General features: G+C 72.8%; 19 protein-coding genes. 5 read left to right on the top strand and 14 right to left on the bottom strand.

What is annotated here, in order from left to right; all coding sequences use genetic code 11:
- Positions 1-12: 12 nt before the first annotated feature.
- The 9 genes from shc to B207_RS0121145 form a co-directional block, all read right to left on the bottom strand.
- Positions 13-2,106, bottom strand: a complete 2,094-nt coding sequence (gene shc, locus B207_RS34805) for a squalene--hopene cyclase (protein WP_018638586.1) — start codon at positions 2,104-2,106, stop codon at positions 13-15.
- A gap of 168 nt (positions 2,107-2,274) precedes the next feature.
- On the bottom strand, positions 2,275-3,003 hold the full coding sequence (locus B207_RS0121110; protein WP_018638587.1) for a TetR/AcrR family transcriptional regulator: 729 nt from the start codon (positions 3,001-3,003) through the stop codon (positions 2,275-2,277).
- A 338-nt stretch (positions 3,004-3,341) separates the two neighbouring features.
- Complete coding sequence (locus tag B207_RS0121115; RefSeq protein ID WP_026311285.1) at positions 3,342-3,641, bottom strand: DUF1416 domain-containing protein; 300 nt, start codon at positions 3,639-3,641, stop codon at positions 3,342-3,344.
- Between the two features lie 2 nt (positions 3,642-3,643).
- The gene (locus B207_RS0121120; protein WP_018638589.1) at positions 3,644-4,477 is read right to left on the bottom strand and encodes a sulfurtransferase; all 834 of its coding nucleotides are present in this window, start codon (positions 4,475-4,477) and stop codon (positions 3,644-3,646) included.
- Between the two features lie 254 nt (positions 4,478-4,731).
- Complete coding sequence (locus B207_RS0121125; protein ID WP_018638590.1) at positions 4,732-5,127, bottom strand: TlpA family protein disulfide reductase; 396 nt, start codon at positions 5,125-5,127, stop codon at positions 4,732-4,734.
- Positions 5,128-5,194: 67 nt separating this feature from the next.
- Complete coding sequence (locus tag B207_RS0121130; protein WP_018638591.1) at positions 5,195-5,962, bottom strand: LmeA family phospholipid-binding protein; 768 nt, start codon at positions 5,960-5,962, stop codon at positions 5,195-5,197.
- The gene (locus B207_RS0121135) at positions 5,959-7,215 is read right to left on the bottom strand and encodes a hypothetical protein (protein ID WP_026311286.1); all 1,257 of its coding nucleotides are present in this window, start codon (positions 7,213-7,215) and stop codon (positions 5,959-5,961) included. The genes B207_RS0121130 and B207_RS0121135 overlap by 4 nt, the downstream gene beginning before the upstream one ends.
- Positions 7,216-7,320: 105 nt before the next feature.
- Positions 7,321-7,575: a MoaD/ThiS family protein gene (locus tag B207_RS0121140; protein ID WP_018638593.1), complete on the bottom strand. Its 255-nt coding sequence runs from the start codon at positions 7,573-7,575 to the stop codon at positions 7,321-7,323.
- Positions 7,576-7,584: 9 nt separating this feature from the next.
- Positions 7,585-8,583, bottom strand: coding sequence for an alpha/beta hydrolase (locus B207_RS0121145; protein ID WP_326828702.1), 999 nt, complete (start codon positions 8,581-8,583; stop codon positions 7,585-7,587).
- A gap of 85 nt (positions 8,584-8,668) precedes the next feature.
- Here B207_RS0121145 and B207_RS0121150 point away from each other — a divergent pair, with 85 nt between their 5' ends.
- Together B207_RS0121150 and mshD are read left to right on the top strand one after the other, a co-directional pair.
- The gene (locus B207_RS0121150; protein WP_026311287.1) at positions 8,669-9,409 is read left to right on the top strand and encodes a response regulator transcription factor; all 741 of its coding nucleotides are present in this window, start codon (positions 8,669-8,671) and stop codon (positions 9,407-9,409) included.
- Positions 9,410-9,883: 474 nt separating this feature from the next.
- Positions 9,884-10,891, top strand: a complete 1,008-nt coding sequence (mshD, locus tag B207_RS0121155) for a mycothiol synthase (protein ID WP_018638596.1) — start codon at positions 9,884-9,886, stop codon at positions 10,889-10,891.
- On the opposite strand, the gene B207_RS34810 is transcribed toward mshD, so the two are convergent.
- Entirely contained in the window at positions 10,855-11,244 is a 390-nt protein-coding gene (locus tag B207_RS34810; protein WP_051102601.1) for an STAS domain-containing protein, read from the bottom strand. The two genes, mshD and B207_RS34810, sit on opposite strands and share 37 nt — an antisense overlap.
- 536 nt (positions 11,245-11,780) lie before the next feature.
- Here B207_RS34810 and B207_RS37060 point away from each other — a divergent pair.
- The gene (locus tag B207_RS37060; protein ID WP_230205143.1) at positions 11,781-12,635 is read left to right on the top strand and encodes a hypothetical protein; all 855 of its coding nucleotides are present in this window, start codon (positions 11,781-11,783) and stop codon (positions 12,633-12,635) included.
- Positions 12,636-12,668: 33 nt separating this feature from the next.
- Here the strand turns inward: B207_RS37060 and B207_RS0121170 are convergent, their stop codons facing one another.
- From B207_RS0121170 to B207_RS0121180, 3 genes are all read right to left on the bottom strand, one after another.
- A complete protein-coding gene (locus B207_RS0121170) occupies positions 12,669-13,043 on the bottom strand; it encodes a hypothetical protein (protein WP_018638599.1) in 375 nt (124 codons plus the stop codon).
- Positions 13,044-13,341: 298 nt separating this feature from the next.
- Positions 13,342-13,920, bottom strand: a complete 579-nt coding sequence (locus B207_RS0121175; RefSeq protein WP_018638600.1) for a pentapeptide repeat-containing protein — start codon at positions 13,918-13,920, stop codon at positions 13,342-13,344.
- A gap of 249 nt (positions 13,921-14,169) precedes the next feature.
- Positions 14,170-14,877 carry a TMEM165/GDT1 family protein gene (locus tag B207_RS0121180; RefSeq protein ID WP_018638601.1) on the bottom strand — a complete coding sequence of 236 codons (708 nt, stop codon included), beginning with the start codon at positions 14,875-14,877 and terminating at the stop codon, positions 14,170-14,172.
- Positions 14,878-15,347: 470 nt separating this feature from the next.
- Between B207_RS0121180 and selA the strand changes: the two genes are divergently transcribed.
- Positions 15,348-16,976, top strand: coding sequence for an L-seryl-tRNA(Sec) selenium transferase (gene selA / locus B207_RS0121185; protein WP_230205144.1), 1,629 nt, complete (start codon positions 15,348-15,350; stop codon positions 16,974-16,976).
- 82 nt (positions 16,977-17,058) lie between these two features.
- The gene (locus B207_RS0121190) at positions 17,059-17,697 is read left to right on the top strand and encodes a hypothetical protein (protein ID WP_018638603.1); all 639 of its coding nucleotides are present in this window, start codon (positions 17,059-17,061) and stop codon (positions 17,695-17,697) included.
- Here B207_RS0121190 and B207_RS0121195 read toward each other — a convergent pair.
- The gene (locus B207_RS0121195) at positions 17,663-18,322 is read right to left on the bottom strand and encodes an HD domain-containing protein (protein WP_035741607.1); all 660 of its coding nucleotides are present in this window, start codon (positions 18,320-18,322) and stop codon (positions 17,663-17,665) included. The genes B207_RS0121190 and B207_RS0121195 overlap by 35 nt on opposite strands.
- Positions 18,323-18,372 lie beyond the last annotated feature (50 nt).

Consider the following 18,372-nt stretch of genomic DNA (forward strand, 5'->3'; position numbering starts at 1 on the left):
GCCCTGGGGCCCCTACCGGCTCGTGCGCAGGTAACGGCCGAGGGCGAGAACCGGCCAGAGCAGCCGGTAGCCGTTGTAGTTGAGGTAGAAGTCCCCCGGGAAGCCGGTGCCGGTGAACTCGTCCTCGTCCCAGCTGCCGTCCGGCCGCTGCCGGTCGGAGAGCCAGCCGGCCGCCCGGCCGAGTGCCGCGGAGATCTCGGCACCCGGTTCCGCCGCGAGGAGCCCGAGCATCGCCCACGCCGTCTGCGAGGCGGTGGACGTCCCCCGGCCGACCCACTCCGGATCACCATAGGACAGCAGGTCCTCGCCCCAGCCGCCGTCGGGGTTCTGGTGGGACAGCAGCCATCGCGCCCCCCGGCGCACGGCCGGGTGGGCCGGGGCCACACCGGCGGCGACCAGCGCGGGCAGCACCGCACCGGTGCCGTAAAGGTGGTTCACCCCCCAGCGGCCGAACCACGACCCACCCGCTTCCTGGTGATCCAGCAGCCAGGCCACCCCACGCTGGGTCCGGGGGTCGTCGGCGAGGCCCAGGTCGGCGAGGGCCTCGACGATGTGCGCGGTCACATCCGCCGACGGCGGATCGGTCAGCGCGCCGAAGTCACCGAACGGGATCTGGTAGACGAGCGTGCCGGTGTTGTCCGAGTCGTAGGCCCCCCAGCCCCCGTCGCCGGACTGCAGACCGAACAGCCAGGCCACGGTGCGGTCGGCGGCGGCCTCGACCCGCTCCGGCTCGGGATGGCTCACCCGGCGCAGGGCGAGGAGCACCTCGGCCGTGTCGTCGGTGTCCGGGTAGGTGTCGTTCTCGAACTCGAACGCCCAGCCGCCCGCGGGCAGATCCGGGTGGTTGACCCGCCAGTCGCCGCGCCGCTCCCGGATCTCCTGGCCGAGCAGCCAGTCGACCGAGCGGAGCAGGGCCGGGTCGTCCGCCCCGATCCCCGCCACGGCGCCCGCCTCCGCGAGCGCGTTCACGGCCAGCGCCGTGTCCCAGACCGGGGACTGCGAGGCCTCGACCATCCGCGCGCCGTCGGGCAGGGTGACCGTGTAGGCCTCCAGCGCGTCGAGCGCGGCCGCCAGCACCGGGTGTGTCAGGTCATAGCCGAGCAGCCGCAGCGCGATGATCGAGTACACGGCCGGCGGCTGGATTCCCCCGAAGCAGCCGTCCGCCTCCTGGCGCTCGATGATCCAGCGTTCGGCTGTCCGCAACGCGTGCCGGCGCAGCGGGCCGATCGGCCGGTGGTGGTAGCGGTGCAGCCCGGCGTCGACCCAGCGGAAGACGTCCTTCCAGCCGATTCTCCCGATCCGCGCCCGGGTCGGCGTGGTGGATGACGGGGTGGAGGACGCGGTGGAGGACGCGGTGGAGGACGCGGTGGACGGCGTCGGAACGGTCCCCGGCCGGTCGGGCGCGGCCTCCTCGAGGTAGAGCTCCGCCAGGTCGAACGGTGCCGGACGCACGGGGCGCAGCGCGAACACGACCGTGAGCGGAACGATCGTCTGCCGGGCCCAGGACCCGAACGCGTAGATGCTGAGCGGCGCACGGGCCGGCAGGAGCAGCATCTCGGGCGGCAGCACCGGCAGATCCTCCCAGCGCCACCAGCCGAAAAGCGCCAGCCAGACCCGGGTGAAGACCCGCGTCGCGGGAATTCCGCCGTGCTGGCGAATCCAGTCCGCGCAACGTTCCATATGCGGGGCGGACGGTTCGTCACCGGCCAGGCGCAGCGCTATGTAGGACTCAACCGTGATGGAAAGCTCACCGGGGCCGCCGAAATACTGCGGCCACGTGCCGTCCGGCAGCTGACGGGAACGGATGAAACGGGCTGAGGCGTCGGTGACCGACTCCGTGCGGATACCGAGGAACTCGCGCAACAGCAGGTCCTCGGCGTCCATCGTGGTGTTGCTTTCCAGGTCGAACTTCCACCAGCCCGCCTCGTCCTGGCGGGAAAGCAGGTGGTCAACGGCCCGATGCAGGGTTCCGACCAACGGATCCCCGCTGCCGTGGGCCTCGGTGCCCGCGGCGGCGCGCCTGGGGGCGGTGCCGCCGACAGCCTGCGCGGGAATGGAGTGCCGGGACCTCGTGGCGGACTCGGACGCTGGCACGGAAATGGACATGGGAAGTTCGCGCACCCTTTCCTGTGAATGCGGCTGCGGAACCAGCCTGCATCTTGAGTTGAACGCCGGCGCCGCCCGGCGGGCCCACCGACCCGGACGACGGCACGTCCGCCTCGGTTCGTGGCCGCCTCGAAACGGATCGATAAGGAGGGGTCGGCTACGGGAGACTCAGGGGCTCGAACAGATCCGGTCGAGACATGTCTCGACGACGACGAGAAGCACCGACAGATCCGTACTGCCCGAGCCGCACCAGAAACGGATGGCGACCTGGATGGCACTGAGAAAGCGGACGACGGTCAGCTGAGCGTCCAGCTCGGCGATGGGCGCCGGAAACCGCGCCGCCGGCCCCGTCGCGGACGCGGCGAGCGCTTCGGGCGTGTCAGGTATGTCAGGTATGTCAGGTATGTCAGGCGGCGGCTCGACACAGGCACGGGGCTCGTCGACCGCCTCGTCGTTGTCGACGAGCTCCATCGCCAGTCGGTCACCGATGACGATGAGCCTGCTCAGCACCGCACCGGCGAGCGGTGAGGCCTGCTCGCTCGGCAGAAGCTGGTCGGCGTAGTGCCGCAGCGCCTGGCCGTCGGGGGACATCAGCGCCCAGGCGCTCATGGCCGCGGCGCGCAGGGCGGCCAGAGGTGGTTCGTCCGCCGGCCGGCGGCGCAGTGCCGCGACCGTCAGATCGCCCATCTCGTCCAGCGGTGCGAGCGCGATCGCTTCCTTCCCGGTGAAGTAGCGGAACAGCGTGCGCACCGACACGTCCGCGCCGGCGGCGATCTCCTCCAGGGTCGTGGCCTCGAAGCCCTTCGCGTGGAACAACTCGTGCGCCACCTCGATGATCGTCTGGCGGGTGCGCCGTTTCTTCCGTTCGCGCAGACCCTCAGCCCGATCCGCCACCACGCCGCCTTCCCCTCAGGCCGGTCCGGACAGCCCCCCTCCCGACACCTGTCTGATATCGGGAGGATTACGACCATCCGGACATCTCCGTCCAGGACGAATATACGCCTGCGATGGACAAATGTCACCTTGTGACAGTTTCCCGACTGTGACCCGGCTGCCGGGCGACCCAGCGATCCGGCAGCCCGGAGGCGACGAGTCCTGGGCGTTGGAGACGGTCCCGCGACGGAGGTGGGGCGGAGCGGAGACCAGGTGGGGCGGGAGAGCGAAACGGCCGGGTTCCAGGGAGAGCGCTCTCCCCGGAACCCGGCCGTCGTCGGGCGCTCAGGCCCGCGTGCTGATCAGGCGGCCACGTCGACCTGGGTGTCGACCGGCTCACCCTGGCGGGCGACGACCCTGCGCTCCCCGGTCGCGCCGGGAACGAGCGCGCGCACCGTCCACTCGCCGGGACGCGCGAAGAACCGGAACTGGCCGGTGGCCGACAGCGGCACCTCGGCGGTGAAGTCACCGCCGGAGTCGAGCAGGCGGGCGTAACCGGTCGACACCGGCTCACCGTCCCGGACGACGACCCCCTGGATCACGGTCTCCCTGGCCATGTCGATTCCCTCCACCGATGGTCCACCACGGGTAGCACCACACATGATCAGGCGCCCTTCTCGATCGGCACGCCGACGAGCGAGCCGTACTCCGTCCACGAACCGTCGTAGTTCTTGACGTTCGCCAGGCCCAGCAGCTCGTGCAGCGCGAACCAGGTGTGGGCGGAACGCTCCCCGATCCGGCAGTAGGCGATGGTGTCCTTCTCGAGGTCCACGCCGGCCCCGGAGTAGAGGGCTGTCAGCTCGTCGTTCGAGCGGAAGGTGCCGTCCTCGTTCGCCGTCCTCGCCCACGGGATGTTCTTCGCCGTCGGTACGTGCCCGGGCCGCTGCGACTGCTCCTGCGGCAGGTGCGCCGGGGCGAGCAGACGGCCGGAGAACTCGTCGGGCGAGCGGACGTCCACCAGGTTCTTCTCGCCGATGGCGGAGATGACCTCGTCGCGGAACGCTCGGATGTCGGTGCGCGCCTCCGCGGCGGCGTAGCTGGTCGCCGGGCGCGGGGTGACCTCGGCGGTCAGCTCGCGGCCGTCCAGCTCCCACTTCTTGCGGCCACCGTCCAGCAGCCGCACCTGCTCGTGGCCGTACAGGACGAAGTACCAGTAGGCGTAGGCGGCGAACCAGTTGTTGTTGCCGCCGTACAGCACGACGGTGTCGTCGTTCGCGATGCCCTTGCCGGACAGGAGCTTCTCGAACTGCTCCTTGTTCACGAAGTCACGGATCACCGGATCCTGCAGCTCGGACTTCCAGTCCAGCCGCACGGCGCCGGGGATATGGCCCCGGTCGTAGGCCGACACGTCCTCGTCGACCTCGACGAGGACGACCTTGGGGTCGCCTGCGTGCTCTTCCACCCAGGTCGCGTTGACCAGCGCGGTCTCGCGGCTCATGCGCGTACTCCCTTCGCGGTGATGGAACGTGGGACGAGATCGGGCCTGCGGCGGTTTCGGGCAGCCGGACGGGACCGGGCACGCCCCGGAACGGCTGTGGACACGGTGGACGAGGGCGGGGACCTACGTCAGCACACGGTCAGGAAACGCAACACAGGCAGCTGCGGACGCGGCAGAGATCGACCGCGCGGCGTCTGACCAGCTGGGTGTCGCACATGATGCGTGTCACGGTAGCAGCGAACGTCACAGCCGTGTTAACCCTTACGCGACAGATCCACCGAATCACCATCCGGACCCGACTGTGGATCTCCGGGAAAGATCTCGCCCAACGAGGCCAGGGTGGCGATCACCGCCGCCCGCGTCGGCGGCGCGCCGCTTGCCCGGCGCACCTCGGTGCCCGAGCTGTCGAGGACGAGCACCGTCGGCGTGCTGCGGACCGCGAGGCGCCGCACCAGTTCCAGGTGCGACTCCGCGTCCACCTCCACATGCCGTACCCCGGGTACGACCGCGGCGACCTCCGCCAGCATGCGCCGGGTGCTCCGGCACGGTGCGCAGAAAGCCGTGGAGAACTGCAGCAGCGTCGCGACCTCGCCGGGCACCTCGCCGAGCGCGGCCAGTTCGCCGGTGAGGTCCCGCCCGTCCGCACTCATGGGATCATCCTCCGCCGCACCGCGCCGCCAGGGAAGAAGACGTGACAGCGGATCGCCCGCCGGGACGTCAGGGTGCGACGGACCCGCCGGTTGTCACGCCCGTCGCCAGGTCGGGGTCGAGCAGGACGTCACGGCCGCCCGCCGTGAAGGTGAGCCGGTCGGGCCCGACCACGGCGGACCGCAGCGCCATGTTGAACGGCAACCCGGTGATCGGCACGCGAATGGTCAGCAGGGCGCGGACGGGCTCCAGCAGCTGCGGCGGGATCACCACCCCGAGGCTCGCGGTGAGGTCCCGCGGGGTGAAGGTGACCGAGTCCGCCGCGACGCCGATGTCGGCGGTGCCGGACACCGGGTACCTCGTGCCCAGCACCTCCGCCGTCCCGGCGACCTGGATCCCCTGGTCGGCCGCGCTGACCTGGACCTGGGGCTCCTGGGTCGCCAGGTAGGCGTTCAGGTCGGCGAAGGTCAGGTCGACCTGGGCGTCGACCCGGTCGACCGGCACCTGATCCACCTGGTCACGCAGGACGTCCGACAGCGGGAGCCGCACGCCGGCGAGCTGGGCGCCGACACGGTCGATGCGGACGCCGTCCTGCTCGTAGCCGCGGACCTCGATGTCGACGTCGCGGTACCGGCCGGCGGCGACCTGGGTCAGGAACGGGAAGCCCCCCAGGGACACATCCGGGCGCTCGGCCAGGTTCTGCGAGGTCTGCGCCCGGGTCGCGATCTGGTCGGCGACCACCCGGGCCGCCACCCGGTCGAGGACCCCGAACACGATCAGCGCCAGAAGGATGGTCACGAGGAAGATCACGAGGCCGCGCCGTGCACCCCGGCTCATCCGGGGAGCTGCCGGCCGACGAGGTACACCATCGGCGCGGCCAACGCGAGCGGGATCAGGACGCCGAGCAGCAGCCCCGCCCCGGCACCCGACCAACGCCCGGCGGGGACACCGACCGCCCCGGAACCCGCCGGGAAACCGGCCGGCAGACCGGCTGCCGAGGCCGACGCACCCGACGCGGACACGGACAACGAAACGGCCGCCGGCACGACGGGCGGGGACCCGGCCGGCAACACCGGCCCGACCGGGATCGCACAGGCGGCCGCGACCGCTCCGGCCGCGGCGAGCGCGGCGGCGGCGGGGGCGCCGAGATCTGTCAGGCCGCCGAAGACGGCGCCCGCACCGGTGCCTGCCACCGCCCCGAGCATCGCGCCCGCCAGAGCGCGGAACCGGAACCGGCCCACGGACGTGGCAGGTCCGGACGTGGCAGGTCCGGAGGCAACGGGCTCGGAGGCAACGGGCTCGGAGGCGACGGGGCCGAGGAGGGCGATCACCGCGCGGCCGACCAGGACAGCGGTGCCGGCACCGAGCAGACCCGCGATCACCATGCTGTCGGGCGGATGCTCGGCACCCGCCTCGGCCCGCAGCACGAGGAAGCCGGTGAGGAACGCGGCGATGGTGACTCCGCCCAGGGCGGCCGCCATGTCGCCGCTCACCCGGTCAGCCGCCCGCAGGGGCCGGATGGCCGCCTGCGCGGCCGGATGCGGAGGCACGAGGGTCGGATGCGCCGGAACCGTGCCACGGTGCGCCGGCACCGCGGCGGCGCTCCCGCCGGGCGGACCAGCCCCGCCCGGGCGCTGGCGCCGGGCCAGCTGGTAGAGCACGGTGACCGCGAGGGACACCCCGACCACCCCGGCCACCGTGCCGATGCCGTTGTCGTCGTAGCCGTGGCCGCCGCGCCCGTCGTCATCGCCACCGGGCCAGAGCACCGCGAGATCGCCCGCGAGCGCGCTCGCCGCCACGAGGACCACGGTGCCCGCCGAGGCCCCGAGCGCCCGCGCCCAGGCCCAGGCGAGCGAGGACTGGGCCGCGAGCAGCACACCCGCAAGCGCCCACGGGCCCGCGACCGCGGCGAACGAAGCGCCGGTGACGAGCGCGGCGATCGCCGCACCCACCGCCGCCGCACCCACCGCCGCCGAGCCCGGCAACGCGGGACCGGGCCCACCAGGGACCGGGGGCGTGGCCGCGCCGGCCGGCCGGGCCGTGTCCGGCGGGCCGGACACTCCGGGCGAACCGGGCTCGGGTCTAGGCACGGCACCATGCTGCCACGGGCGATCGTCCGCGGAACCAGGGCCCGGTGTACCCGCACGTGTCCCGTCGTCGACCGCTTCGCGCCGGCGTCCGCCGGCACCTCATGGTCATCCCCCCGCGAAGGGGGGCAGGACCTCGACCACCGCGCCCTCCCGCAGCGGCACGGTGGCCGGGTCACGGCGGCCCACCGGCTCGTCGTCCAGCAGGAACGCGCACCTGCGCAGCACCGTGGCGAGCCTCTCGCCACGCCGGTGGGTGACCTCGTCCAGTGCGCCGGCGAGGGTGGCGGCGTCCACCGGCTCCTGTTCGACACCGGCCGCCTCACGGGCCCCGGCCCAGTACCTGACCACCACGCGTGCCACGGCCCGACCTCACTCCTCGCGTTCGTCGTGCTCCTCGTGCCCCGCCTGGAGCACCCGGCCCGGCGCCGGCCTGCCCCGCCCGGCCGGCGGGAGCCCTGTCTCCCCCGCCCACCGGGTCTCCCCCGCCCACCGCCGCGCGCAGTCGGCCCATTCCGGACGTCCGGCGAGCAGATCGGGCAGGTGCGCCCCGATCCGGTCGACCAGGCCCGGGACGACCCCGGCCTCGGCGTGCCCGAAGCCGGGAACCAGCCACAGCTGCGCGGACGGGCCCGCCGCCGCGGCGAGCGCACGCGGGTGTTCCTCAGTGAAGTACGTATCCCGGTCACCGTGCACGATGAGGAGAGGAGTCGGTGCGATCCGCCCGATCACCTCGACGGGCGAGGGCGGGACGGCCGGCCACGCCCGCGCCGCGATGCGGACCCCGAGGGCGAGGCGGGCGGCGACCCGTCCGGACGCCGTCTCGGCGAACCAGTGCACCCGCCGCATCGGCGCCGTGTCGCGGACGAACCACCGGCTGGCCGCGCTGACGGAGACAACCGCGTCAGGACGATGCCGGAGCCGATGCCCGTGCACCGCCGCCCCGGCGCAGGCCAATCCGGCATGCCGGACCACCGCGGCACCACCCATGGACCACCCGAGAGTGACCACCTTCCGGTAGCCGAGGCGACGTGCCTCACCCACCGCAGCATCCACGTCGAGGACCTCACGGTCCCCGAAAGTGCACGTGCCGGTCGATCGACCGTGACCACGCAGGTCCATCGACAGCACACTCACGTGCCGACGCAATTCCTCTGTTACAGCACGCGGCGCCGGCCGCCCGATCGATCCGGAGAAGCCGTGGGCGACGACGGCGCAGACGGCGTCCGGGTCTGTCACCACAGGAACACGATTCCGCAGCTCCGTGGCCAGGATCTCAGCGTCTGCGGTGGGAAGAAGTCGATAGACAGTAGGAGCGGAGTAGGGCACTCCGCTATCCTCCCCACAGACCGGTACTCGTTTCATGCCCATGACGGTCGTGGAACGTGGGACACCGGAGACAAGGATCGCCTGGGTCGACGCTGCCCCAACACACACCGCACCTGGAGGAGCCGTCTTGAGCGTCGTCCTTTTGCTCACCAACGCCCCCGGTCCGTCGGCCGAGTCCTTCCCGTCCCTTGGCCTCCTCACACACACGGTCCGTGTCGCGCCGCTGGAGGCAAGTGCACTGCTCGACGCACCCCCGGTCGATGTGATCGTCGTCGACGGCCGCCGCGAGCTCGTCATCGCGCGGGGCCTGTGCCGCCTGCTGCGCACCACCGGGCTCACCACGCCGCTGCTCGCCCTCGTCACCGAGGGCGGCCTCGCCGCGGTCTCCGCGGACTGGGGCGTCGACGACGTGGTGCTCGACAGTGCCGGGCCGGCCGAGGTCGAGGCCCGGCTGCGGCTGGCCATCGGCCGGGTCGCGGCGGCGGGCGGCACCGCCGAGGCCGGAGTGATCCGGTCGGGTGACCTCTCCGTCGACGAGACCACCTACTCCGCCAAGCTGCGGGGGCGTCCCCTCGAGCTCACCTTCAAGGAGTTCGAGCTGCTCAAGTACCTCGCGCAGCACCCGGGGCGGGTCTTCACCCGGGCGCAGCTCCTGCAGGAGGTCTGGGGCTACGACTACTACGGAGGCACGCGGACGGTGGACGTGCACGTCCGCCGGCTGCGCGCGAAGCTGGGCCCCGAGCACGAGGCGATGATCGGAACCGTCCGCCACGTCGGCTACAAGTTCGTGGCTCCGCCGATCTCGCCGCTGCCCGAGTCCGCCAGCCGCATGGACCGCGACGACATCCGCTCCCCCGAGCGCGTCTGACCGGTCCGCACCTCGCGTCGCGGTTCCCACCACACGCGGCGCGCACCCCGCACGGACAGTACGGCGGCGTATCCGAGGTTTCCCCCCGGATGCGCGTACCTGGAGGGTCCGGTGGCCGTCGAGAACGGTTGCCGGGCCCTCCCGGCATGTCCGGGCCTGGACGGGCCGGCCGCCCGGGACCCACGTGTCCGTCACGCACAGCGACACGCGCCGGGGCGCCGGCCGCCGCGAAACCTGCCGGTCACCTGGCGAGATCGATCCGGCCCTGGGCACGCAGGTCCCACGGCATCTCCGGGGCAACCCCTCGCCCGCGCTCGTCACCTTGACGTCCGTCCGCAGGGCTGTGCGGGGGGCGGGGGCTGATGGCTGGCGCGGCCCCGGAGCCGCGCCCGGATGCCCGCCGCGTCAGATGAGCGCACGCGGACGTCCCCGAACCGCGCCGAACGACCCCACCGGACGCACTAACGTCGACGGATGACCTCGCTGAGCTGGCTCCGCGCACTCGACGCGAACGATGTGGCCGCCATCAACGACCTGCTGGCCGCCGCCGAGCGCGCGGACGGGAACGGCGTCTCCGAGGATGTCCGGCTCACCCTCCGCCCGGGGGCGGCGAACAGTGGCGCGGGGCATCTGGTCGCGTGGGAGGGATCGTCCGTGGTGGGGTTCGCCGCCGTGGTCGGTGAGGCGGCGGAGCGCCAGGCCGAAGTGGTCGTCCACCCGGACCACCGGCGTGCCGGAGTCGGGACGGCGCTCGTCCGCGAGCTTTCCCGGGCGACGGATGGCCCGTCCCACCTGAACATCTGGGCCCACGGGGACTCGCCGGCCGCCGCCGCGCTGGCCGGGCGTACCGGTTTCGAGCGGGCGCGGGTACTCCTCCAGCTGCGCCGGCCCCTGCTCCCGACCGCCGCCCCGGGAGCGGGGCACGAGGCCCTGGCCAGGGAAGATGATCTCCCCGAACCGGTCCTGCCGGCTGGGGTGACGCTTCGCACATTCGAGGTGGGCCGGGACGAGGCGGCCTGGCTGGCGGTCAACGCCGCGGCGTTCGCCACCCACCCCGAGCAGGGCCGCTGGACGCCCGATGACCTGCGTGCGCGCGAGGCGGAGCCGTGGTTCGACCCAGCCGGCTTCTTCCTCGCGGAGCGGGACGGAGAGCTGGTCGGGTTCCACTGGACGAAGGTGCACCCCGACGACCCGACGCCGGTGCCCGGTGACCAGCCGCCCGGGGCCGGGCAGGGATCCACCGGCCCGATCGGCGAGGTCTACGTGGTCGGAGTGGCCCCGGGCGCGACGGGAACCGGCCTGGGCCGGCTTCTCACCGTCGCCGGCCTGCGACACCTGCGCGGGCGCGGCCTCGGCACGGTGATGCTCTTCGTGGACGAGGACAACGCGCCCGCCGTCCGGCTGTACACCGGCCTGGGCTTCCACCGGCACATCACCGACGTCTCCTACCGGCGGGCGACCCCGGGCCGCGGACCTGCCTGACCCGTGAGATCTCCGCGGGCCTGGACGGGCGCGACCGAACCGTGGTCGATATCGATCACGGTGGTCAGGTTCGTCACGTCGAGCAGGCGGTAGGCGTTCTCGTTGAGGTTGCGCAGCACCAGCCGCCCGCCGGCGGACCGCTGCCGCTGATGCGCGTAAAGGATCACGGCCAGCCCCTGTGAGTCGAGGAAGCTGACCTGCCGGAGATCGACGATGATCTCGCGGACTCCGGCGATCCGCGCATCAAGCAACGCCTCCCGCAGCGGCTCCAGGGACGAGTAGTCGATCTCGCCTTCCGGGTGCACGACGACGGCGTCTCGACCTGTCACTTCCACACGCACGCTGGGGACCATGGCTCCGGTCGGCCGCGACGACGGTGCGAGGCGGGAAGCCCGGCCGGCCTGCCTCCCGCGGCGCCACGCGCTCCGGACAAGCGCGGTAATGCAGCCTCTACCCAGGGGGTATCGAACTCACACCGAACCCAGGTCACGGTTTTTCCGGCATCGGGCTTTCCGCCCGCCCGCCGACCCTTCCCCGATCATGCGCCGTCTCAGACCGCGCACGACAGGCGGCGCTCGGCGGCGGGTCGCTCCTGCGCAATCGGGCTCCGCGGCCGACGCAATGGCGCGGACCCGCCACCTGCAGCAGCCTGGTTTACGTGGGGCGACGGGATAGCCGAACCAGGTGGTCGAAACCGTGCCCGGGTCGAATTCTGCCCAGCTTCTTCTCCACCGTCGGGCCGGATCACCACGACATACCCGGAGGAATGAAGGAGCTCTTCGACGAGAAACTCCCCGCCGCGCGGGGTGTTACCTCCGGAATCACCGTGAGACCGTCATCCCGCAAACAGCGATCGAGCAATCTCCCCGCCGCGGAGGAGGACCACGCGATGTCCCGACCGACCCCGGACACCACACCGAGTGACGATCTTGCCGACCTGGCCCCGCGTCACCCGGCGCCCCTGCCCCGCGAGGTAACGATCTTCGTCGGGCGCGTGGACGGCGCTGCCGTCACCGTTGCCGCCGCTCCCCGCCCCCCCGGCCACGAGCGGCACTGGGCCATGCACACCCCCTCGACCGGGCAGCCCCACGCTCGCGAGGCACCGACCGGGGGACAGCCCGACGCGGAGTGGTACCGCGCCGGACGATCCGACACGTACGGCGGCGCCACCCGCAACGCGCATGACATCCACACCACGGACGACCTGCTGCGCAGCGAGCCGGAGAACAGTCCTCACCGCGCTTTCGCCACCTACGGTCCGAACGAGCCAGACCGGCTGGACGAGCCAGCCGGGCCGGGTGAGCGGGAGGAGCGGGCGGAGCGGGCGGAGCGGGCGGAGCGGGCGGAGCGGGCGGACGGATTGGAGGAAGGGCCGGTGGTACGGCTCCGGATCACCCCGGCCGGGCCCGGGATCTCCGCCGCCACCGATCTCGGCGCGGACGAGGTCCACCGGATCATCGAACACCTGTTCACACTCGACGCCGCCCGGCGATCAGCGCTCCTCGACGCCGAAGCAGGCTTCGCCGGCCAGGCTGACCCTGCTGGCCCCGGCGACGAGAGCGGCCCGTTCAGGCCGCCAGCCCGGCCCGGGGGCGCGGACGGAACGCGGATCACGGTCATCACCGCCGAGGGGACCACGGCGGGCGGCCTCCGGCATGCCCTCGCCTCCGTGCCGGCCGACGCCCGCCTGCGGGACTTCACCAGCGACACGGAGGTCGTCCTCGTGTTCGACGAGCCTTCGTAGCGCAGCGGCCGCTCCGGAGGCGGGCCCGACCGGTCAGCCCTTCGCCACACCGGCCCGCCGAGCATCCAGATCGGCCCGGTCGGCGACCCAGTAGGGCCCCTCGTCCTCCACCATGTCCGTCATGATCACGTGGTGATGTCCCTGGTGCCCGGCGGGCAGGAGGCAGGTCATCCCCTCCGCCCGGCATCCGGGGGCCGTGACCGTCCTCGGGGCGGACCAGGACAGCCACACCTCCTCGTTCCCCCAGCCCTGCAGGACGGCCATGTGGCTGTCAGGGTGACCCTCCTGCAGCCCGCAGGTCACCTCACTGGGCACCTCGTACGCGGCTCCCGGCACATCGTCGAGCCGCATGACAATGTCCTCGGGCACGCGCTGCCAGGCCCCGCAGCCACCCTCCTCCATGATCATTCCGTTGCCGTTCCCTCCACTGTCGCCACCGACGGACCCGTCACCACTCACCCAAAAAGGGGCAAGATAGACACTGTTCGTGTCCGCATCGTCACATGCGCGATCGACGCACCGATATAAGCACGGACCGTCGGGAGGCCTCCCAGCAGGGAGGAATCATCCCTTTTCTACGGAGACGCTCCGTTGCTCCGTTCTACTTTCCTGGTACACCGCCCGTTTCCGTGCTGCCACCCCGGCGGCGGCACGGCGGCACGGCGGCGGGCATCCTGCGCCCCCGCGCAGGTATGGCCGGTAACAGTCAGACCACGGAAATTGCCAGGGCGGCCGCCATCGGCCCGACGAGAGTCATCACGCTGTCCGCATCGACCTCCGCGCCGGCGAGCCCGGCCACCCCCACGGCACCGTCGAAGCGACAGCCGTGGAAGGCGGCCGCCGTGATCGTGACCCCCGTGAACACCGCCCCGTTGAGGTTGCAGCCCTCGAACCGGACGTGATCCAGCCGTGTCCCGGTCAGGTCGAGACCGGACAGATCGCAGCCGGTGAAGCGGGCCCGGTGCAGCCGGCACGACCGGAGGGTGACTCCGTCCGCGCGGACCTGGTCCAGGACGAGGTCGTGGAACTCGCCCCGGATCCACACCGTGCCGGACACCCGGCCGCCCGTGATCTGAATGCGGGTGCCACCGCCGCCGTCGATCACGACACCGGCCAGAACCCCCTGATCGATCAGGATGTCCCGCAGGCGCAGGCCCGCGGCTTCACCTCCCAGGACGCGCGTGCCGGCGAGAACGGTGGAATCGATCGTCGCACCGGCCAGGCCGCCCCCGTCCGGATCGCCGGCGGCGAGGGCCGCGCTCAGGTCCTCGACGGTTCCGCGCACGACCCGTGGCTGCCGACCCGCCGGCCGCCGGCCGCCGGCCGCCGGTGCCCCGGCCGGACTGATCGATCGCCAGCACCGACATGTCGAAATCCGGTGTCGCCGGCTGCCACGGGCCGATTCGTCTGCGCGGGGTCATGGCCCGATTCTGCCGACAGGCCCGCAGCCGGCTCAGAGCGACGCCGGGTCAGAGCGACGCCGGGTCAGCCCTGCCTACCCCTGCCAGCTCTGCCCAGCCCTGCCCCAGCCCTGTCAGCCTCGGATGGCGTCGACCAGCGAGATCAACGCCAGCACCGTGAAGGCAACCGCCGCGATCCGCGTGATCAGGCGCACTGACAGGACACGAAGGAGCCCACGCCCGCCGGCGATGGCCATGGCCGCGACGGTCCACAGCGCGAGGACGGCGCCAAGCCACACCGCCACCGGCGCGGAGTAGCGGGCAGCGAGGTTCGCGGTCGAGAACTGGGTGAGGTCACCGAGTTCCGCGATGAACACCACCGCGAACGATGTCGCGGCCACGCGCAGGAACCCCGAGCGGTCAGCGCCGCCGCCCACGGATCCGGCGACGCCCTTCGCCTTCGAACCCACGGCAGCCTCGCCGACCTCGGCCCTCGCGCCCGCACCGACACCGGCACCGGGCTCTCGGGACGCCTCCGGCTGGTCCGGCTCAGCACCAGGGCCGTCTCCCCCGCTCTCCCGGCCCTCCCGCAGGACGAGCACGGCGCCGAGGGCGAAGAGCAGCGCCGCGACCCCGTCGACGGCCCGGGACGGCAGCAGCGACAGCGCGCTTCCCGCCGCCACGGCCAGCGTCACCTGCACGGCGAAGGCCGCGGCGACACCGACCCAGACATACAGCGGACGGAAGCGGCTGCCCAGGACGAGACTCGCCACCATCGTCTTGTCCGGGAGCTCTGCAAGGAAGATCACTGCGAAGGTGACGAGGACGGCGGTGAGACTCACGGGCTCGGATCCCTCTCCTCAGAGGCCGGGCCGGTGACGGGAACCACCTTCGACCCGGCATGACAGCCAGATCGAAGGTCTCGCCCACCCGACAGAGGTCGGGCCCGACGGCCGGGCCCGAAAAACGGGCCAGTATGTCGACACGCCGGACCGTGCACGACCCGGGATCATCACCGGCCCAGGCCCACCCGCCCATCACTGGGCGGCGGTACACCTCGACCGGGGAACACCCGGGTGCCACGGCGGGGCTACTCCCCTTCTCTTCGGACAGTACCCCGCACCCGTCCGTGACGTCGGATTCGCAACCGTCCAGAGGACAACAACCAGGCCACACCTGACCCACCCCCCACGGAGCGCCATCATTCATTTACAGACAGATACGACTAGCATCACTCAAGGTGATCGCCGATCCTGGCCGACCGTCCGTCGAACCCACACGGTTCCTCACCCTTCCCGCCACACCGAGCAGGGTGATCACGGCGCGCGCGGTCCCAGGTGACCCGACCGCTGGCCGCCTCGCCCCGAGAGAACCAGCCCCGAACCGCCCGAGACCCACCGAGCAGACCGGACCCGCCGGGCGGTCCGGCGGGCTTCCCGGCAGGTCCGGCGGGCTTCCCGGCACCACAGCGGCACGCGCGAGCGGTTCCGTCCCCGGCGCCGCCCTCACCACAGCGGGCCGGGTCCCGGCCCGCCTGCGCCCAGTGATCAACGCGACGGGGATCCTGCTGCATGACGGTCTGGGTCGGGCACCGCTCTCGCCCGCGGCACGGGCAGCGGTCGACGCGGCCGCGGCGACCTGCGACCTCGAGCTCGACCTGGCGACCGGCCGGCGCGGTCGCCGCGGAAGCGCCGCGCTGACGGTGCTCGCCGCGACAGTGCCGGCTGCCCGTTCCGTCCATGTCGTCAACAACAACGCCGGTGCCCTCATGCTCGCGGCCCTGGCCCTGGCCGGCGGCCGGGAGATCGTCGTCAGCCGTGGCGAGATCGTCGAGACCGCCGACGGGTTCCGGCTGCCCGAGCTGCTGACGTCCACCGGCGCCCGGCTGCGGGAGGTGGGGACCACCAACCGGACGACCCTGGGCGACTACGCGGACGCCATCGGACCACGTACCGGCTTCGTGCTCCGGATGCACCCGCCCAGTTTCCAGATGGTCGGGCTCACCGCCGCACCGACGCTGACCGATCTCGCCGAGCTGTGCGCCCGCCGGGGCGTGCCCCTGATCGGGGATCCCGGCTCGGGGCTGCTGACCCCGGACCAGGCGCTCCCCGGCGAACCGGACGCCTCGACCTGGCTGCGCGACGGCGTCAGCCTCGTGACCACCTGCGGCGACAAGCTGCTCGGCGGTCCGCAGTGCGGTCTCGTTCTCGGCCGGGCCGACCTCGTCGACCGGATGCGCCGCCATCCGATGGCCCGGGCCCTGCGGGTCGACAAGCTGACACTGGCCGCGCTGGAAGCAACCCTGCGCTTCGGCGACAGTCCCGTGCGCCACTTCCTGCACGCGGACGCCGCTGCACTGCGGAGCCGCGCCGAGCGCCTGGCGTCCTGGCTGCGCGGGTCCGGGGTCCCCGCGTCGGCGGTGAGCAGCCGGGCGGTGGTCAGCTCGGACGGCGTCGACGACACCAACCGATCCCCCGGTGCCGCCCGCCGGGCCACGGCCACGGCCACGGCCGGGACGGGGACGGGCCTCGGCGGTCACGGCGCTGGCCTGCCCAGCGCGGCCGTCGCGCTCGACGCCAGCCTCGCCGCGCTGCTGCGCCAGGGCCGCCCGTCCGTACTGGGACGGGTCGAGCAGGGTTGCTGCCTGCTCGACCTGCGATCGGTGCCGCCGGATCTGGATCCGGTTCTCGCCGCGACGGTCCTCGCGGCCGCCACCGGAGCAGGACCCGGCGCCGGCGACATCCCGGCCGCACCGCCCGAACCCACCGACACGCCCGAACCCACCGACACGCCCGAGTACCCCGGTGGGCCCAGAGGGCCCGGAGCCAGTGGTGCTGAACCGACGGGCTGGGCGCATGCGCCGGGCTGGGCGCGGCCCACCGACCGCTCCCCGTCCGCGGGCTGGACACCGGCGGACGTCGACGAGGTAACGCTGCAGTGAGATCGGCGGCGACCTCAGCAGTGAGGTCGGCGGCGACCTCGGCGGCGAGACCGACGGTGCGGCCGGCCGTGCAGCCACCGCGGTGACCCGCGGCCTGCGTTGGGCCGGTGGGTTCGTCCTCGGCACCCACGGCCTGGTGCACCTGCTGATCTGGCCGGGTGCGCCCCTCGGGACGTCCGGCGGCGCCACCCGGCTGCGCTGGAACGGCACGTCCTGGTCCTGGGTACCGGGCTGGATGCCGCCCGCGGCGGTCAGTGCCGTGGGCGGGACGCTGCTCGCCGCTACCGTTCTCAGTTGCCTCTTCGGTGGTCTCGCCCTGCTCGGACTGCCGGTGGCACGCCGGTTCCCCCTGTCGGCCGCCGGCACCGGCGCCGTCTGCTCACTGCTGCTGTTCGCACTGAGCTGGCCGGGCCTCGAACCGGACCCCGCCGAGTTCACCGCCGGGGCGGTCCTGAGCGCGGCACTGCTCGCCGGGGTCTGTCTCACCCTGCTGGCGCGCAGATGGAGGCGCCGTTCCAGCTCCCCGGCAGACCCGGGCTGCCCCGCCGGACCGGGGGGCGCAGATCCACCAGGCCAGGACGACCAGGACCACCATCAGGCCGGGGACACCGTGCGGTCGGGGAGTCCGTCCGGCTCAGGAACGCCGTCCAGGCCAGGGACAACGCCGTCCAGGCCAGGGACACTGCTCAGGCCAGAGACAGGGCCGACAGCTCACGGTTGAGGTTGGCCCGGGCGGCCGGCTCCCAGAGCCTGCGAGCCCAGGCCGTCGCGTAGATCGGCCCGTCCAGAAGGTTCCGGAGGACGGCACCCCGCCCGGCGGCCCAGGTGCCGCCGCCGACCCAGGCGTACTCGAGGCGCACCCGGCGGACGTACCTGTCGTAGGACGGCGCCGGGCGGGCCAGCACCCGCAGGTCGGCATCGTTCACGAAGGTCTCGTCTGCTGCCTGGGAGTGGTGGCCGGCTGTGGCCTCCACCAGCCGGCGCACGTCGGCGATCACAGCCGCCGGGCAGCCGAGACCGCCGAGGACATCACCGGCCAGGTCCGCGGATCTACTCTCGTTGTCGCGCGCACGTGAGTCGTACACCGCGTCGTGGAAGTGCACCGCGAGCAGGCAGACCGGCACGTTCACACCGGCGGCCGGCGCCCGGTCGGCGGCGATCAGCAGATGGAAGGCGGCGGTCGTCTCCGCCACGTGACGGAGCGTGTGGTAGTGGCGGCCGGGTTCCCGGTAGCGCCGGACGAGATCCACGAAGGCCGCCACCCGGTCCCCGGCGTCGGCTGTGGCGCCGGCAGCGACCAGCGCGCCGTCGAACGCCCGGGCGAGTGGCGAGCGCACGGACGCCATCCCACCCGCGATGGCGCCGGCCGCGACGGAGTCGGTCACACCCTCGATCG

The sequence above is a fragment of the Parafrankia elaeagni genome (assembly GCF_000374165.1).
Lineage (GTDB): Bacteria > Actinomycetota > Actinomycetes > Frankiales > Frankiaceae > Parafrankia > Parafrankia elaeagni.